Annotated in this window: 17 protein-coding genes; 6 read left to right on the top strand and 11 right to left on the bottom strand. The window is 68.1% G+C overall.

Translation table 11 applies throughout. The features are described 5' to 3' along the window. Nucleotides 1–82: 82 nt before the first annotated feature. The 11 genes from AC3QLZ_RS12860 to AC3QLZ_RS12810 all read right to left on the bottom strand — a co-directional run bounded on the left by AC3QLZ_RS12860 (nt 83) and on the right by AC3QLZ_RS12810 (nt 8,889). The gene (locus AC3QLZ_RS12860) at nt 83–673 is read right to left on the bottom strand and encodes a NapC/NirT family cytochrome c (RefSeq protein WP_014236279.1); all 591 of its coding nucleotides are present in this window, start codon (nt 671–673) and stop codon (nt 83–85) included. A gap of 283 nt (nt 674–956) precedes the next feature. Next, nucleotides 957–1,820, bottom strand: coding sequence for a c-type cytochrome biogenesis protein CcmI (gene ccmI, locus AC3QLZ_RS12855; protein ID WP_014236278.1), 864 nt, complete (start codon nt 1,818–1,820; stop codon nt 957–959). Then, complete coding sequence (locus AC3QLZ_RS12850) at nt 1,817–2,332, bottom strand: cytochrome c-type biogenesis protein (protein WP_014236277.1); 516 nt, start codon at nt 2,330–2,332, stop codon at nt 1,817–1,819. Before AC3QLZ_RS12850 ends, ccmI begins: the two co-directional genes overlap by 4 nt. Beyond that, nucleotides 2,329–2,913, bottom strand: a complete 585-nt coding sequence (locus AC3QLZ_RS12845) for a DsbE family thiol:disulfide interchange protein (protein WP_014236276.1) — start codon at nt 2,911–2,913, stop codon at nt 2,329–2,331. The genes AC3QLZ_RS12850 and AC3QLZ_RS12845 overlap by 4 nt, the downstream gene beginning before the upstream one ends. Nucleotides 2,914–2,930: 17 nt before the next feature. Beyond that, on the bottom strand, nt 2,931–4,922 hold the full coding sequence (locus AC3QLZ_RS12840; RefSeq protein ID WP_014236275.1) for a heme lyase CcmF/NrfE family subunit: 1,992 nt from the start codon (nt 4,920–4,922) through the stop codon (nt 2,931–2,933). Between the two features lie 10 nt (nt 4,923–4,932). Further along, entirely contained in the window at nt 4,933–5,451 is a 519-nt protein-coding gene (gene ccmE, locus AC3QLZ_RS12835; RefSeq protein WP_014236274.1) for a cytochrome c maturation protein CcmE, read from the bottom strand. Then, nucleotides 5,448–5,642, bottom strand: a complete 195-nt coding sequence (gene ccmD, locus AC3QLZ_RS12830; RefSeq protein WP_014236273.1) for a heme exporter protein CcmD — start codon at nt 5,640–5,642, stop codon at nt 5,448–5,450. The genes ccmE and ccmD overlap by 4 nt, the downstream gene beginning before the upstream one ends. 1 nt (nt 5,643) lies before the next feature. Beyond that, nucleotides 5,644–6,396, bottom strand: a complete 753-nt coding sequence (gene ccmC / locus AC3QLZ_RS12825) for a heme ABC transporter permease CcmC (RefSeq protein ID WP_014236272.1) — start codon at nt 6,394–6,396, stop codon at nt 5,644–5,646. Beyond that, the gene (ccmB, locus tag AC3QLZ_RS12820) at nt 6,393–7,061 is read right to left on the bottom strand and encodes a heme exporter protein CcmB (RefSeq protein WP_014236271.1); all 669 of its coding nucleotides are present in this window, start codon (nt 7,059–7,061) and stop codon (nt 6,393–6,395) included. The genes ccmC and ccmB overlap by 4 nt, the downstream gene beginning before the upstream one ends. After that, entirely contained in the window at nt 7,061–7,678 is a 618-nt protein-coding gene (gene ccmA, locus AC3QLZ_RS12815; RefSeq protein WP_014236270.1) for a cytochrome c biogenesis heme-transporting ATPase CcmA, read from the bottom strand. The genes ccmB and ccmA overlap by 1 nt, the downstream gene beginning before the upstream one ends. Before the next feature lie 200 nt (nt 7,679–7,878). Beyond that, the gene (locus AC3QLZ_RS12810; RefSeq protein WP_014236269.1) at nt 7,879–8,889 is read right to left on the bottom strand and encodes a cytochrome-c peroxidase; all 1,011 of its coding nucleotides are present in this window, start codon (nt 8,887–8,889) and stop codon (nt 7,879–7,881) included. A 369-nt stretch (nt 8,890–9,258) separates the two neighbouring features. On the opposite strand from AC3QLZ_RS12810, the gene AC3QLZ_RS12805 reads away from it, so the two are divergent. Genes AC3QLZ_RS12805 through AC3QLZ_RS12780 form a run of 6 tightly spaced genes read left to right on the top strand, consistent with a single transcriptional unit; the run spans nt 9,259 to nt 15,112 of the window. Next, complete coding sequence (locus AC3QLZ_RS12805; RefSeq protein WP_014236268.1) at nt 9,259–10,248, top strand: nickel-dependent hydrogenase large subunit; 990 nt, start codon at nt 9,259–9,261, stop codon at nt 10,246–10,248. After that, complete coding sequence (hypA, locus tag AC3QLZ_RS12800) at nt 10,241–10,585, top strand: hydrogenase maturation nickel metallochaperone HypA (protein ID WP_014236267.1); 345 nt, start codon at nt 10,241–10,243, stop codon at nt 10,583–10,585. Before AC3QLZ_RS12805 ends, hypA begins: the two co-directional genes overlap by 8 nt. 49 nt (nt 10,586–10,634) lie before the next feature. Then, nucleotides 10,635–11,831, top strand: a complete 1,197-nt coding sequence (gene hypB / locus AC3QLZ_RS12795; RefSeq protein WP_014236266.1) for a hydrogenase nickel incorporation protein HypB — start codon at nt 10,635–10,637, stop codon at nt 11,829–11,831. A gap of 39 nt (nt 11,832–11,870) precedes the next feature. Continuing rightward, entirely contained in the window at nt 11,871–14,210 is a 2,340-nt protein-coding gene (gene hypF / locus AC3QLZ_RS12790) for a carbamoyltransferase HypF (RefSeq protein ID WP_014236265.1), read from the top strand. Nucleotides 14,211–14,219: 9 nt separating this feature from the next. Next, on the top strand, nt 14,220–14,864 hold the full coding sequence (locus AC3QLZ_RS12785; protein WP_014236264.1) for a transglutaminase-like domain-containing protein: 645 nt from the start codon (nt 14,220–14,222) through the stop codon (nt 14,862–14,864). Nucleotides 14,865–14,866: 2 nt separating this feature from the next. Next, the gene (locus AC3QLZ_RS12780) at nt 14,867–15,112 is read left to right on the top strand and encodes a HypC/HybG/HupF family hydrogenase formation chaperone (protein WP_014236263.1); all 246 of its coding nucleotides are present in this window, start codon (nt 14,867–14,869) and stop codon (nt 15,110–15,112) included. Nucleotides 15,113–15,139: the final 27 nt, after the last annotated feature.

The following is a 15,139-nucleotide window of genomic DNA, read 5'->3' as shown; positions in this document are numbered from 1 at the left end:
CTCGGGGAGCCGGCTGCTTGGTTCAGGGGCGGGGCCTTGCTGCGCCCCGCCGGTTACGGCCTGCCGTGGGATTCGACGCAGATTACTCGTCGTCGTCCTCGGGCATGTTCTGGGGTTTGTGGTGGGCAATGCCCTTGTGGCAGTCGATGCAGGTCTTGTTGTCCTTCTGGGCCAGCTCATGCATCTTCTTGGCGCGGGGCTTCTGCTTGTCCGTGTTCATGCCGTCGAAGCTGTGGCAGTTGCGGCACTCGCGGGAATCGCTCTTCTTCATCCGCTCCCACTCGTGGGTGGCCAGTTCCAGGCGCTTGGCCTCGAACTTTTCCTTGGTGTCGATGGTGCCGGTGAGCTTGCCCCAGACTTCCTGGCTGGCCTGGATCTTCCGCTTCATCTTGTGCACCCAGTCCTTCGGCACGTGGCAGTCGGAGCAGACGGCACGCACGCCGGTGCGGTTGGAGTAGTGGATGGTCTGCTTGTATTCCTGGTACACGTTGTCCCGCATCTCGTGGCAGGAGATGCAGAACTCCAGGGTGTTGGTGGCTTCCATGGCGGTGTTGAAGCCGCCCCAGAAAATGATGCCGCTGACGAAGCCGACGGTGATCAGCGCAAACAAGGAATACTTGGCGCTGGGCTTCTTGAGGGTGGCCCAAAGGCCGGTTTTCTGATTCTCGGACATGATGCGCTTTCTCTCCCTGAGGCCGGCAGCAGGGCTGAAATGCCCGAACCGGACTTCTCTCTATCGTGGGAAGCAGTCTAGCCGAGGCGAAAAGCCCGGATATTTGATGCGGGTTAATTCCGCGCAAAAACGCGGAACGGCCCGTGCGGGCCGTCCGTGACGCTGCCTAAACACTGGAAAATCAAGGATTTCACAAGGACCTGCCACCCCAGGCAGGATGGACGCGCCTCTCCGGCATGGGGCGCCGGAAAGGGGCGCCCCGCCTGCCTTGCAGGCCTGCCGCCTACTTGCGGGCGGCCTTTTTCCCCGGCTGGGCCTCGGCCTTTTCCCGCAGGCGGGCCAGGGCTTCCTTGAGGGAGGTCTCCTCTTCCGATCCCGGTTCCACCATGGGCAGCAGCCGTTCCCAGTAGCCGATGGCGGCCTTGTAGTCCTCCCGTTCGCCGGCGGCGACGCCGGCCAGGATCAGGGCCTGGGGCTCTTCCGGATTGAGCTTGAGGGCCTGGTTGATGAGCTGGGTCGGCTTGCCGGCGAAACGGCCTTCACTGAGGCTGGCCAGGGTTTCGGCGTAGTCGGTGAGCAGGGCGGCGTTCTCCTGCAGCAGCTTGCCGCCCTTGGCGTAGGCGTCGGCGGCCTCCTGCAGGCGGCCCAGGGTCTTGTAGGAGCGGGCCAGCATGATCCAGCCCTTTTCGTCGTCCGGATTGTCCTTCATGCGGGCGGCCAGCTTGCCCACCATGTCGTTGATCTGCTCCGCCGTCACCTGGGGCTGGGCCTGCAGGTTGCGCGGGTCCAGGGCCTTGGGGTTGCCCAGCAGGGTGTAGCCCAGCAGGGCGGCGGCAGGCAGCAGCAGGGCCAGGACGATGGCGGTGGGGCGGCTCGGCCCCTGGCGCGGCGCGACCGCCTCGGCGGCCACGTCCACCTCTTCCAGCAGGCGGCGCTGCAGTTCTTCCCGGGCCTGCTGGTAGTCGGCTTCGCCCAGGGTGCCGGCGGCCTTTTCCTTTTCCAGCTCGGCTTCCTGGTCGCGGAACACGGCCAGGTTGGCCTGACGGCGGTCAGCCCGGCTCACCGCCCGGCCCCTGAGCAGAGGCGGCAGCAACAACAGGACGACGAGGGCCACCAGGACGGCGGCGGCGATGGCAAAGGCGGTCATTGGGCGGAATCTTTCTTGTCGGAGGCGGCGGCTTCCTGCAGCAGGGTTTCGGCGCGGCGGCGCTCGGCCTCGGAAAGGCCGCCGCCGGCAGCGGCCGTGGCGGCCACGTTACGCCGGCGCAGGTAGCGCACCAGGGCCACCAGGCCGACCACCAGAATCAGCAGGGGGCCAAACCACAGCAGGGCGGTGTTGTTCTGCACCGGCGGCCGGTAGAGGACGAAGTCGCCGTAGCGGGCCACCATGAAGTCGAGGATTTCCCGGTCGCTCTTGCCCTGCTGGATCATGCCGCGGATTTCCCGGCGCAGGTCCAGGGCCAGGTCGGCGTTGGAATCGGCAATGGTCTGGTTCTGGCAGACCAGGCAGCGCAGCTCGGCGGAAATTTCCATGAGGCGCTTTTCCGCCACCGGGTCGGCGGCCAGGTCGGCCGCTTCCTTGGCCTGCAGGGAGGCGAAGGGGACCAGGGCCGCCAGGGCCAGGCAGGCGGCCAGGCACAGTCGCTTGAAGGGGCTCATTTGTTCAGCTCCGCCACCAGGGGCAGGATTTTCTTTTCCAGCACCTCGGGGGTGATGGGGCCGATGTGCTTGAAGCGAATGACGCCGGCCTTGTCGATCAGGTAGGTCTCGGGAGCGCCATAGACGCCGTAGTCGATGGCGACGCGGCCGTCCAGGTCCATGATCACCGTCTGGTAGGGATTGCCCTTGGCCGCCAGCAGCTTGCTGGAACGCTGGATGGCCAGGGCCATTTCCTTCTCCGGGGTGTCGGGCTTGCTGTCCAGGGCGCCGTCGCCGCGCACTTCCTTCCAGTTGAAGCCGACGATGGGCAGGTAGTTGCGCCTGGACATTTCCACCAGCACCGGATGCTCCTGCACGCAGGACGGGCACCAGGTGGCCCAGACGTTGAGCAGCCACACCTGGCCCTTCATCTCCTCGGGGGAGAAGGTCTTGGCCGGGTTGTCCAGGCGCGGCAGGGCGAAGGCTGGGGCCGGCTTGCCCACCAGGGGCGAGGGCACTTCCCGGGGATTGAGGTTGAGGCCGATGGCCAGCAGCACCACCAGGACGATGAAACCGATGAGGGGCCAGAGGAACTTGTTCATGGTCGTGTCAGGCTCGTTCAGGCCGCGGAGGAAGAGGCGGCGGCGGTTGGCGTGGCCGCCCGGGCCTTGACCCGGTAGCGGCGGTCGGCGATGGCGATGAGGCCGCCCAGGGACATCAGCAGGCAGCCGCCCCAGATCCAGTCCACGAAGGGCTTGTAGTAGACCCGCACGGCCCAGGCGCCTTCCGGCTGGCTCTTGTTGATGGGCTCACCCAGGGAGACGTACACGTCCCGGGTCAGGCCGGCATCGATGGCGGCCTCGGTCATGGGCATGGCGGAGGAGGCGTAGTTGCGCTTTTCCGGATGCAGCACCTTGTCCAGCTTGCCGTCCTTGAGCAGCTCCACCTCGCCGCGCAGGGCCAGGTAGTTGGGACCTTCCACCTGATGCACGCCGATGAAGCGGAATTCGTAGCCCACCAGATGGACGCTGTCGCCCGGCTCCATCTTCACGTCCTTCTCCACCTCGTAGTTCTTCACCAGGGTGACGCCGACGACGAACACGGCGACGCCGATGTGGGCCAGGTGCATGCCCCAGAAGCTGCGAGGCTGCTTGAACACGGCGGCAGCGAAGGAGAGGTCGCCCCGGGTGGCGCGCACCCGCTGCAGAAAGTTGAGCACCGCGGTGAGGGTGATCCAGGCGGCCACCAGGATGCCGACGGCCACGGCGGTATGCCAGGTGCCGTAGATGAAGGGCACGGCCACGCCCACCAGCACGGCGGCGGCGAAGGCCCAGCGCAGCAGGCGGGCGATCTCGGCCAGGCTAGCTTCCTTCCAGCGGGCGAAGGGGGCCACGCCCATGAGGAACAGCACCGGCACCATCAGGGGCGCGAAGACGGTGTTGAAGTAGGGCGGGCCGACTGAAATCTTGCCGGCGTTGAGGGCGTCGATCAGCAGCGGGTACAGGGTGCCGAGGAAGACGGTGCCGCAGCCCACCACCAGCAGGACATTGTTGGTGAGCAGGAAGGATTCCCGGGACACCAGGCTGAAGCGCCCGCCCAGGCCCACCTTGGGAGCGCGCCAGGCGAACAGCACCAGGCTGGAGCCGATCACCACCACCAGGAAGGCGAGGATGAAGATGCCCCGGGTCGGGTCGGTGGCGAAGGCGTGCACCGAGGTCAGCACGCCGGAACGGACCAGGAAGGTGCCGAGCAGGGACAGGGAGAAGGCGCCGATGGCCAGCATCACCGTCCAGTTCTTGAAGCTGCCGCGCTTTTCGGTCACCGCCAGGGAGTGGATCAGGGCGGTACCCACCAGCCAGGGCATGAAGGAGGCGTTTTCCACCGGGTCCCAGAACCACCAGCCGCCCCAGCCCAGCTCGTAATAGGCCCACCAGGAGCCGAGGGCGATGCCCAGGGTGAGGAAGATCCAGGCGGAGGTGGTCCACGGCCGGGACCAGCGTGCCCAGGCGGCGTCCAGCTGGCCGGAAAGGAGGGCGGCGACGGCGAAGGCGTAGGCCACGGAGAAGCCGACGTAGCCCATGTAGAGCATGGGCGGGTGGAAGACCAGGCCCGGGTCCTGCAGCAGGGGATTCAGGTCGCGGCCTTCCTGGGCTGCCGGCAGCAGGCGCTCGAAGGGGTTGGAGGTGACCAGGATGAAGAGCAGGAAGCCGGCTGCCACCAGACCTAGGACGCCCAGCACCCGGGCCACCATGGGCTCCGGCAGCTGGCGCGACAGGGCCGCCACGGCGAAGGTCCACAGGGACAGCATCAGGGCCCACAGCAGCAGGGAGCCTTCGTGGCCGCCCCATACGGCGGAGAACTTGTACAGGGTGGGCAGCAGGGTGTTGGAATGCTGGGCCACATAGACGACGGAGAAGTCGCTCTGCACGAAGGCCCAGGTCAGGCAGCCGAAGGCGAAGGCCACCAGCAGGGCCTGGGCCATGGCCGCCGGGCGGGCGACGAGGACCCAGGGGGTACGGCCCTGATGGGCGCCCACCAGGGGCAGCACGCCCTGCACCAGGGCGACGCAGAAGGCCAGGATGAGGGCGAAGTGCCCGAGTTCGGGGATCATGGGGTCGCTCTCAATACTTCAGGGTTTTGGCCGCAGCCTTTTCGGCTGCCTCAACGGCCGCCTTCTTCTCGCCGGCTTCCGCCGCGGCCTTGTTCTCGCCGGCCTTGGCATGGGCATCGGCAACGGCCTTCTGGGCTTCCGGCGGCATGTAGTTCTCGTCGTGCTTGGCCAGCACCTCGGTGGCGACGAAGAGGCCGGCATCATCCAGCTTGCCCTGGGCCACGACGCCCTTACCTTCCTTGAACAGGTCCGGCAGGATGCCCTTGTACTGCACCGGCAGGGTCTGGTCGGTGTCGGTCACGGCAAAGCGGACGCTGACGCCGTCGGCCAGGCGCTCGACGCTGCCTTCCTTGACCAGGCCACCGATGCGGAAGGTCTTGCCCTTGGGCGCCTCACCGGCCAGGACCTGGGTGGGGGAGAAGAAGAACACCAGGTTGCTGTTGAAGGCGTTCAGCACCAGGGCCGTGCCGATGCCAAGAACCGCCAGACCGGCGACGATGAGGGCGATGCGCTTGTGACGGGCTTTCAACTTTCTTCACTCCTTTGGGCCAGATTCTCGGCAGTGATCTGCCGCTTCAGGCGGGACAACAGGTTCTTACGACGCCGGGCGACGATGATCGGTTCCACCGCCATGATGAGGGCGGTGACGCCGAAGGAACCCCAGACGTAAAAGGCGTAACCGCCCATGGCGAAAAACTCGGAGGCGCTGTTCCAGTGCATCTCAGGACTCCTTGCCGGCCAGCAGCTGGCGCACCCATTCGGTGTGCCGCTCCCGCTCCAGCATGATGTTGCGGGCCCGCCCCAGGGCCACGGCGATGGAATACATCCAGAAGCACAGGGCCACCAGCAGCATGGCCCAGAGCATGGTGGCGGCCATGGAGGGGGACTTGGTGAGGGAGACGGAAGCGCCCTGGTGCAGGGTATTCCACCACTTCACGGAGAAATAGATGATGGGAATGTTCACCACGCCCACCAGGGCCAGCACGGCGCCGGCCTTGTCGGCCCGGCGCGGGTCGTCGATGGCGGACTGCAGGGCGATGAAGCCGATGTAGAGGAAGAGCAGGATCAGCTCGGAGGTCAGCCGCGCATCCCACACCCACCAGGTGCCCCACATGGGCTTGCCCCAGAGGGCGCCGGTCCACAGGGAGAGGAAGGCCATCAGCGCCCCGGTGGGAGCCAGGGCGGTGGCCATCATGCCCGACAGGCGGGTGTTGAAGGCCAGGCCCAGGGCGGCCCAGAAGGCCATCACCAGGTAGATGAACATGCTCATCCAGGAGGCGGGCACGTGGATGAAGATGATGCGGTAGCCCTCGCCCTGCTGGAAGTCCGTGGGGGCCACGAACATGCCCAGGTAGAGGCCGGCCACGCCGAAGACGACGGAGAGGGCGACGAACCAGGGGATCATCTTGCCCGCCAGGGGGTAGAAGGTCGCCGGGGAGGCGAACTTGAACCAGTTGATCAGTCGATTGTTCATTCGAGAGATATCTTCAAGGCCGCCGCGGTCGCCCACGGCGCGAAAAACAGGCTGCCGGCCAGCAAGGCGCCGAGCAGGGACAGATGGGCTTCGAAGCCCAGGCCGGAAACGGCCGCATCGACGGCGCCGGCACCGAAAATCAGCACCGGAATATACAGGGGCAGCACCAGCAGGGAAACCAGCACGCCGCCGCCCCGCAGGCCCAGGGTCAGGGCGGCGCCGATGGCGCCGATGGCCGAGAGGGAGGGGGTGCCCACCAGCAGGGCCAGGGTCAGCACCAGGAGGCCGTCGGCGGACAGGTCGAACTGTAGGCCGAGAACCGGCGCCAGCAAAGTCAGGGGCAGCCCGGAGGTGAGCCAGTGGGCGGCCATCTTGCCGAGCACGGTGACCGGCAGGGGCTGGGGCGCCAGCACCAGCTGTTCCAGGGTGCCGTCCCGGTAGTCGTCGCCGAAGAGGCGCGGCAGGGTCAGCATGGTGGCCAGCAGGGCCGCCACCCACAGCACGCCGGGGGCCATCTTGCGCAGCATGTCCATCTCGGGGCCGACCCCCAGGGGAAAGAGGCTGACGACGATGATGAAGAAAAACAGGGCGGAAACCAGATCGGCCTGGCGGCGCAGGGCCAGCTTCAGGTCCCGGGCGATGACGGCGAAGAGCAGGTCGAGCATCAGGCCCCCAGCCGGTATTCGCGGACGGCGCCGGCGGGAATGGTCACCGCCTGGTGCGTCGTCATCACCGCCAAGCCGCCCCGCTGCAGGTGGGCGCCGATGAGGCCGGCCACCATGTCCACGGCGGCCACGTCGAGGGCCACGAAGGGCTCGTCCAGCACCCACAGGGCGCGGCGCTCGTGGATCAGGCGGGCCAGGGCGACGCGGCGCTTCTGGCCCTGGGACAGGTATTTGGCCTGCAGGTCTTCCCGCCCGGCCAGGCCGACGGCGTAAAGGGCCTCCAGGGCCTGCTCCTCGGAGAGGGGCTCGCCGGACAGACGGGCCGAGGCCAGCAGGTTCTCCAGGGGCGTCAGTTCTTCCTTGATGGCGTTGTGGTGGCCCATGTAGCACAGCTCGGCCCGGTAATCCTCGGCCAGCTTGCGAATCGGTTCGCCGCGCCAGGTGATCTCGCCCGCCACGGGCTGGGCTAGGCCCACCAGCATGCGCAGCAGGCTGGTCTTGCCGGCGCCGTTCTTGCCCTGCAGGTTGAGCAGCTCGCCGCCTTCCAGGCGAAAGCTCACCCCGGCGAACAGGCGACGGTCACCGCGTACGCATTCCAGTTGGGAGGCTTCCAGCATTGATGAGGGCGTCCAGGCAATCTGGGCGGGATTATGGAGGCGAGAGTGTAGCGGCTCTTTGATGGGAAACAAAACCGGTGCAAATTATTCACGGCAGCCCGGATTATGGGCTATCCGGCACCTGTTCCCAATAGCCGGAAGCATTTAGGTGCAGAAAAAAACGGGGGCCACGGCCCCCGTTCCAAGTCGAGAGGCGCTGCTTACTTCTTGCCGAACGGCTGGGGACGCGGGGTGGCGTCGGCAGACGGCGGCAGGATCGGCAGCTTGAAGCTGGGCTGGTCGCCGGTCAGGGTCTTCAGGAAGGCCACGATCTTGGCGTTTTCCTCGTCCGTGAACTTCTTGCCCAGCTGGATGCGGCCCATGGTGTCCACCGCTTCCTTCAGGGTGTTGGCGGCGCCGTCGTGGAAGTAGGGGTAGGTCATTTCCACGTTGCGCAGGGTCGGCACCTTGAAGTTGAAGCGGTCCGCATCTTTGCCGGTCACGGCGACCCGGCCTTCGGCGGCGCTGGAAGCCTTGTACGGTTCCACCACGCCCATCTTCTGGAAGGAGTTGCCGCCCACGGCCGGGCCGTTGTGGCAGGCGACGCAGCCGCTGTCCTTGAACAGCTTGTAGCCTTCCAGTTCGTTCTTGCTCAGGGCCTTCTGGTCGCCCTTCAGCCACTTGTCGAAGCGGGAATTGGGGGTCACCAGGGTTTCCTCGAAGGCAGCGATGGCCTTGGTGATGCCGTCGATATCCACCTTGTCGGAGCCGAAGGCCTTCTTGAACTCGGCCACGTAGCCGGGAATGGACTTCACCACGTCCACCGCCAGGGTGTGGTTGGAGGCCATTTCACCCGGGTTGGCGATGGGGCCGCCGGCCTGGGCCTTGAGGTCGGCCGCACGGCCGTCCCAGAACTGGGCCACGTTGAGGCTGGAATTAAGCACGGTGGGCGCGTTGATGGGACCTTCGTTCCAGTTGTGGCCGATGGAGGTCTTGATGTTGTCCGTGCCGCCCATGGACAGGTTGTGGCAGGAATTGCAGGAAATGAAGCCGGACATGGACAGCCGGGGGTCGAAATACAGCTTCTTGCCCAGTTCCACCAGGGCGGGGTTGGCCACCTTGGCGGGCTTGATCGGCTGGATGGGCTCGTTGCCGGCGGCTTGCGCCAGGCCGGCAAGGCCCAGGGTGGCCGCCAGGACGATGGCGGTCGGCGTGATCTTGAGTTGGAACATGTGTCACTCCCTTCGGGTTATGGAAATATTGTGCCGCCATTGTCCATCCCACGAGTAGGGTCTTGTTGACGTAAGTCAATGTTTTTCAATGGTTTTTGGCTATACATCCTATAGCTTTCGCCTATACACCCTTACGGCGGCAGTCCCCGGACAACATCCGCCGCCGGCCTTCAACGCCTGTATTGGCCGGGGATTCCGGAGCAATCGGCGGCCCCGCCGCCGTCCCCCCGGGAAGCAGGCCCTCATCGCCACACCGGACGGACCGTACGGCCCTCGCCCGCCCCTATCTCCCGCCCCCTTGACGGTAATCAAGGCGACGGCGGCCCCGATCCCCTAGGGTAGCGGCTTTTTTGCGGGAGGCAGGCCGGCATGGGCCAGCACGAGGGAAACGACGGCGCGCTGCAACTGGCCCTGGAATGGGACGGCCAGGGCATTGCCGCGGCCCGCGTCGCCAGCCCCCGCCCCCTGGCCGCCCGCCTGCTGCAGGGCCGTCCCGCCGCCGAGGCCGGCGAACTGGCGCCGCGCCTGTTCACCCTCTGTGCCGCCGCCCAGGGCAGCGCCGCCCGCCGGGCCCTGGCCGCTGCCGCCGGCACCCCGATGGCCGAGCCGGATGGGGCCGAACGGCAGCGCCTGAGCCGGGAGATGATCGGCGAACACCTGTGGCGCCTGGGCCTGGACTGGCCGCCCCTGCTGGGCCTGCCGCCGCGCAAGGAGGCTCTGGTGGCCTGGCGCAAGGGCCTGCCCGCCGCCGATCGGCCCCAATGGCGCAGCTTCGCCGCCCATGCCCTGGAACTGCCGCTGTGCGCGGCTCCCGGCACGGACCTGCTGGAACACCTGGATGCATCCGCCTGGTGGCAATCCCTCCCCGGAGAGCGGGACTGGGACTGCCTCGCCGCCCATGCCCTGGCCCCGACCCTGGCCGGCCGGCCCCGGGAAACCGGCGCCGCCGCCCGCTGCCGCCGTCAGCCCGAGGTGACCGCCCTGTGGCAGGCCGGTCGCCGTGCCGCCGCCCGCCTCCAGGCCCGCTGCCTGGAGCTGGAAGCCCTGCTCGACGGCCACTGGGACCCGGCCTGGGTGGACGCCTGCAGCCCGGCCCCCGGCATCGGCCTGGCGCGGGTGGAAACGGCCCGGGGGCCCTTGCTGCATCTGGTGGCGCTGGCTGCCGGCACGGTGCAGCGCTATGTTATTGTTGCCCCCACGGAATGGAACTTTCACCCGGCCGGCGCCTTCGTCCAAGACACCACCGGCCTGCCCGCCCCGACCCCGGAAGCCGCCCGGCACATGGCCCGCTGCATCGCCCTGTCCCTGGACCCCTGCGTCGCCGTGGGCATCACCCTGGATACGCATCACCATGCATGAGATGTCCCTGGCAGAGGGCGTGCTGCAAATCGTCGAAGACGCCGCCCAAGGCCCCCAGGGCTTTGCCCGGGTAAAGACCGTCTTCCTCGAAATCGGCCAGCTCTCCTCGGTGGAACCGGAGGCCATGGCCTTCTGTTTCGAGGCGGTGAGCAAGGGCACGGTGGCCGACGGCGCCAAGCTGGAAATTGTCAGCGTCCCCGGCGAGGGGCTGTGCCTCTCCTGCCAGAAGACCGTGCCCCTGGCCCAGGTGTACGACCCCTGCCCGGAATGCGGCGGCTACCCGGTACAGCCCACGGCCGGCACGGAAATGCGGGTGCGGGAACTGGAAGTCGATTGAGGGCCAGCCCTCACCACAGAATTCAGGAAATCGAAGGAGCATCGAGCAAATGTGTACCACCTGCGGCTGCGGCGCCGGCGAAACCCGCATCGAGGGCGACGCCCTCCACGATCACGAGCATGGACACGAACACTGGCATGTGCATGAGGACGGCACCGCCCACAGCCATGGCCACGAGCACGGTCACGGCCACAGCCATGCCCACGACGAGCACCAGCACGAACATGTGCACGCCGACGGCACCCGTCACAGCCACCCGCACCATCACGACGGCGAACATCATCACGATCACCAGGGCGTCACGCCCCAGCCAGCCGCCCCGGCCCACGGCCACGTGCATACCCACGCCGACGGCACCAGCCACAGCCATCCCCATACCCACGAGGGCGAGCACCACCACGCCCACGCCGAGGGGGACCAAGGCGACCACGGGCACGGCCATCACCACCATCACGGCGATGGCAGCATCGACTACGGCAGCGGTCCCGCCGGCGCCCACGCCCCGGGCATGAGCCAGAAGCGCATGGTGCAGATCGAGCGGGACATCCTCTCCAAGAACGACGCCTACGCCGCCAAGAACCGCCAGGCCCTGGCCGAGAAGGGCGTGTTCGCCCTCAATCTCGTTTCCAGCCCCGGCTCCGGCAAGACCACCCTGCTCTGCCGCAGCATCGAGGAACTGAAGGCCAAGTATCGGGTGGCCGTGATCGAGGGCGACCAGCAAACCAGCTTCGACGCCGAGCGCATCCGCGCCACCGGCGCCCCCGCCCTGCAGATCAACACCGGCAAGGGCTGCCACCTGGACGCCCACATGGTGGGCCACGCCCTGGAAAAGCTGGAGGTGCAGGACGACTCCCTGCTGCTGATCGAGAACGTCGGGAATCTGGTGTGCCCCGCCGCCTTTGACCTGGGCGAGGCCGGCAAGGTGGTGATCCTCTCCGTCACCGAAGGCGAGGACAAGCCCCTGAAGTACCCGGACATGTTCCGCGCCGCCCGCCTGATGCTGCTCTCCAAGGTGGACCTGCTGCCCCACCTGACTTTCGATGCGGATAAGGCGGTGGAATACGCGCGCCGGGTCAATCCGGCCCTGGAAGTGATCCGGGTTTCCACCACCAGCGGCGAAGGCTTCGCCGAGTGGCTGGCCTGGGTGGAAAAGGGCCTGGCCGCTGCCAAGGCGGCCCGCCAGGAAAACGTCGCCGCCCTGAAAGCCCGCATCGCCGAACTGGAAGGCCTGCTGGCCCGCCGCTGATCCCCTGGGCGGCTCTGCCGCCCCGGTTGCACCACTGCCATGAACGACCTCACCCTTCCCCTGCTCTGCCGCCGGGTCCGCGTCCGCGGCCTGGTGCAGGGCGTCGGCTATCGTCCCTTCGTCTATCGCCTGGCCTTTGAGCTGGGCCTTGGCGGCTGGGTGCGCAACGACGCCGAAGGGGTGGATATCGAAGCCCGGGGCCCGGCCCCGCTGGTGGAGCGCTTCATCGCCCGGCTGCGGGCCGAGGCGCCGGAACTGGCCCGGGTGGAAGCGGTGGAAGTGCGGGAGGCCGAGCCCGAGCGCAGCCTGCCCGGCTTTCTCATCGTCGAGAGCCGGGGCGGCCACGCCAGCACCTCCATCGGCCCCGACAGCGCCCTCTGCCACGACTGCCTGGAAGAACTGTTCGCGCCCCAGGACCGGCGCCACCGCTACGCCTTCACCCACTGCACCCACTGCGGCCCCCGCTATTCCATCACCCGGGAGCTGCCCTACGACCGGGCCCGCACCAGCCTGGCCCCCTTCCCCCAGTGCCCGGCCTGCACCGCGGAATACGCCGATCCCCACAACCGGCGCTTCCACGCCGAGGCCAACTGCTGCCCTGACTGCGGGCCCCGATTGCGCCTGCTCGACGCCGCCGGCCAGCCCATTGCCGGTGACCCGGTGCGGAAGGCGGTGGGCCTGCTGCAGGCAGGCAAGATCGTCGCCCTCAAGGGCTACGGCGGCTTCCACCTGGCCTGCGACGCCCGCAATGGGGCCGCCGTGGCCGAACTGAGAAAACGCAAGCACCGGGAGGAAAAGCCCTTCGCCGTGATGGCCGCCAACGTGGCCTCAGCCAATGCCCTCTGCGCCCTGGGCGGCGACGAGGCGGGCCTGCTGGAACTGCCCGAGCGCAGCATCGTCCTGCTGCGCAAGCAGGACAACACCGACACCCAATTGCCCGGCGTCGCCCCCGGCCTGCAATGGCTGGGCCTGATGCTGCCCTACGCGCCCCTGCACTACCTGCTCTTCCATGCCGCCGCCGGCGAACCGGCGGGCCTGGCCTGGCTGGCCCAAGCCCAGGATCTGGTACTGGTAATGACCAGCGCCAACCCGGGGGGCGAGCCCCTGGTCACCGACAACGCCGAGGCGGTGGGACGCCTGGCCGGCATGGCCGACGCCTTCCTCTGCCACGACCGGGACATCGTCATCCGCAGCGACGACTCGGTGATCCGTTGCGACGAAGGCGGGGTCCAGTTCCTGCGCCGGGGCCGGGGCCAGACGCCGCGCCCCATCAAGCTCAAGGACGAGGGCCCGGCCGTCCTGGCCTTCGGCCCCTACCTGAAGAACACCCTGTGCGTGGTCAAGGGCCGGGAGGCCTATCTCTCCCAGCACATCGGCGACCTGGACAACGTGCCCACGGTGAATTTCCTGGAAGAGACGGCGGCCCACCTGCTGCACATCCTGGACGTGGAACCCCAGGTCATCGCCCACGATCTGCACCCGGATTTCCCCTCCACCCGGCTGGCCGCCGCCTTCGCCGCCGAGCGGGGCATTCCGGCCATCGCCGTGGCCCACCACCACGCCCACATCGCCGCCGTGCTGGCGGAAACCCGCTACCCCAAGCCGGTCATCGGCCTGGCCCTGGACGGCATCGGTCTGGGTGAAGACGGCGGCCTGTGGGGCGGCGAACTGCTGCGGGTGGACGGGGCCGACTGCCAGCGCCTCGGCGGCCTCTTGTCTCTGCAATTGCCCGGCGGCGACAGGGCCGCCCGGGAGCCCTGGCGCCTGGCCGCCGCCGCCCTCCACGCCTTGGGCCGCAACGGCGACATCGAAGCTTTCGTCGCCCATCGCTACCCGGATCAGCAGGGCGCGGCCATGATCGCCGAGATGCTGCGCAAGCAGCTCAACTGCCCGCCCACCTCCAGCCTGGGCCGGCTGTTCGACGCCGCCGCCGGCCTGCTGGGCCTGCGCGCCAGCCAGCGCTTCGAGGCCCAGGCCGCCATGGAATTGGAAGGCCGGGCCCACGCCTGGGAAGAGCGCCACGGCCCCGCCGCGTCCCTGACCGATGGCTGGAACATCAACAATGACGGCCATCTCGACCTGCTGCCCCTGCTCGCCTGGCTGGGCGAATGCGATGACGCCGACCTGGGCGCCGCCCGCTTCCACGCCACCCTGGCCGCCGGCCTGGTGCATTGGGCGGCCGCGGCGGCCGAACGGGCCAACCTGTCCACCGTCGCCCTGGGCGGCGGCTGCCTGCTCAACCACCTGCTTTCCCGGGACCTGCGCATGGGATTGCAGGCCAGAGGGCTGGCCGTGCTGGAAGCCCGCCAGGCCCCGCCCAACGACGGCGGCATCGCCCTGGGCCAGGCCTGGGTGGCGCGGCAGTCCCTGGGCCGTTAGGAGCGCGACGTGACCACCTATCCGCCCGAGTTCGCCCCCTACCTGGCCGCCAGCCCCATCGTCGCTGCCGCCCATCCCGAGATTCGCCGCCTGGCCGCCGAACTGCAGGCCACCGGCGACGGCAGCCCCACCGATACCGCCCGCCTCTGCTTCGAGTACGTGCGGGACCAGATCCGCCATAGCTGGGACTACCGGGCCGACGCCCACAACCCCCTCACCTGTGCCGCCCCCCAGGTGCTGGCCGAACGCACCGGCTACTGCTACGCCAAGAGCCACCTGCTGGCGGCCCTGCTGCGGGCCAACGGCATTCCCGCCGCCCTCTGCTACCAGCGCCTGACCCTGGAACCCGGCGGCGAGCGTTACTGCCTGCACGGCCTCAACGCCGTGTACCTGCCCGGGCACGGCTGGTACCGCCTCGACCCCCGGGGCAACAAGCCCGGTGTGGAGGCCCGCTTCACTCCGCCCAACGAGCAATTGGCCTTCGCCCTGGACTACCCGGGCGAACTGGATTTCCCCGGCCTCTACCCGGAGCCGGTGGCGGCCATTCAGGACCTGCTGCAACGCTGCGCCAGCGTCCAGGAAGCCATGGACCAGCTGCCCGACGCCACCGCCCTGCCTCCCGCCCCCCTGAATCTGCCCTTGAAGGAGCGCTGACCATGTGTCTCGCCATCCCCGCGAAAATCGTTGAACTCCTGCCCGACGACCAGGCCCGCATCGACCTGGGGGGCGTGCGCAAGGAAGTCTCCCTGGCCCTGGTGGAAGACGTGGCCGTGGGCGACTACGTCATCATCCACGTGGGCTACGCCCTGACCAAGCTGGACCCGGAAGAGGCGGCCAAGACCCTGGCCCTCTTTGCCGAGCTGGACGACGAAGCCCGCGCCGCTGCCATGGCCCAGGCATGACCCCCACGCTCCGCCGGATTGGGCCGA

It is taken from the genome of Azospira sp. MPR-LB4 (genome assembly GCF_058809525.1).
The sequence above is the reverse complement of the archived record's forward strand: the minus strand, read 5'-3'. Positions and strand labels throughout refer to the sequence as shown.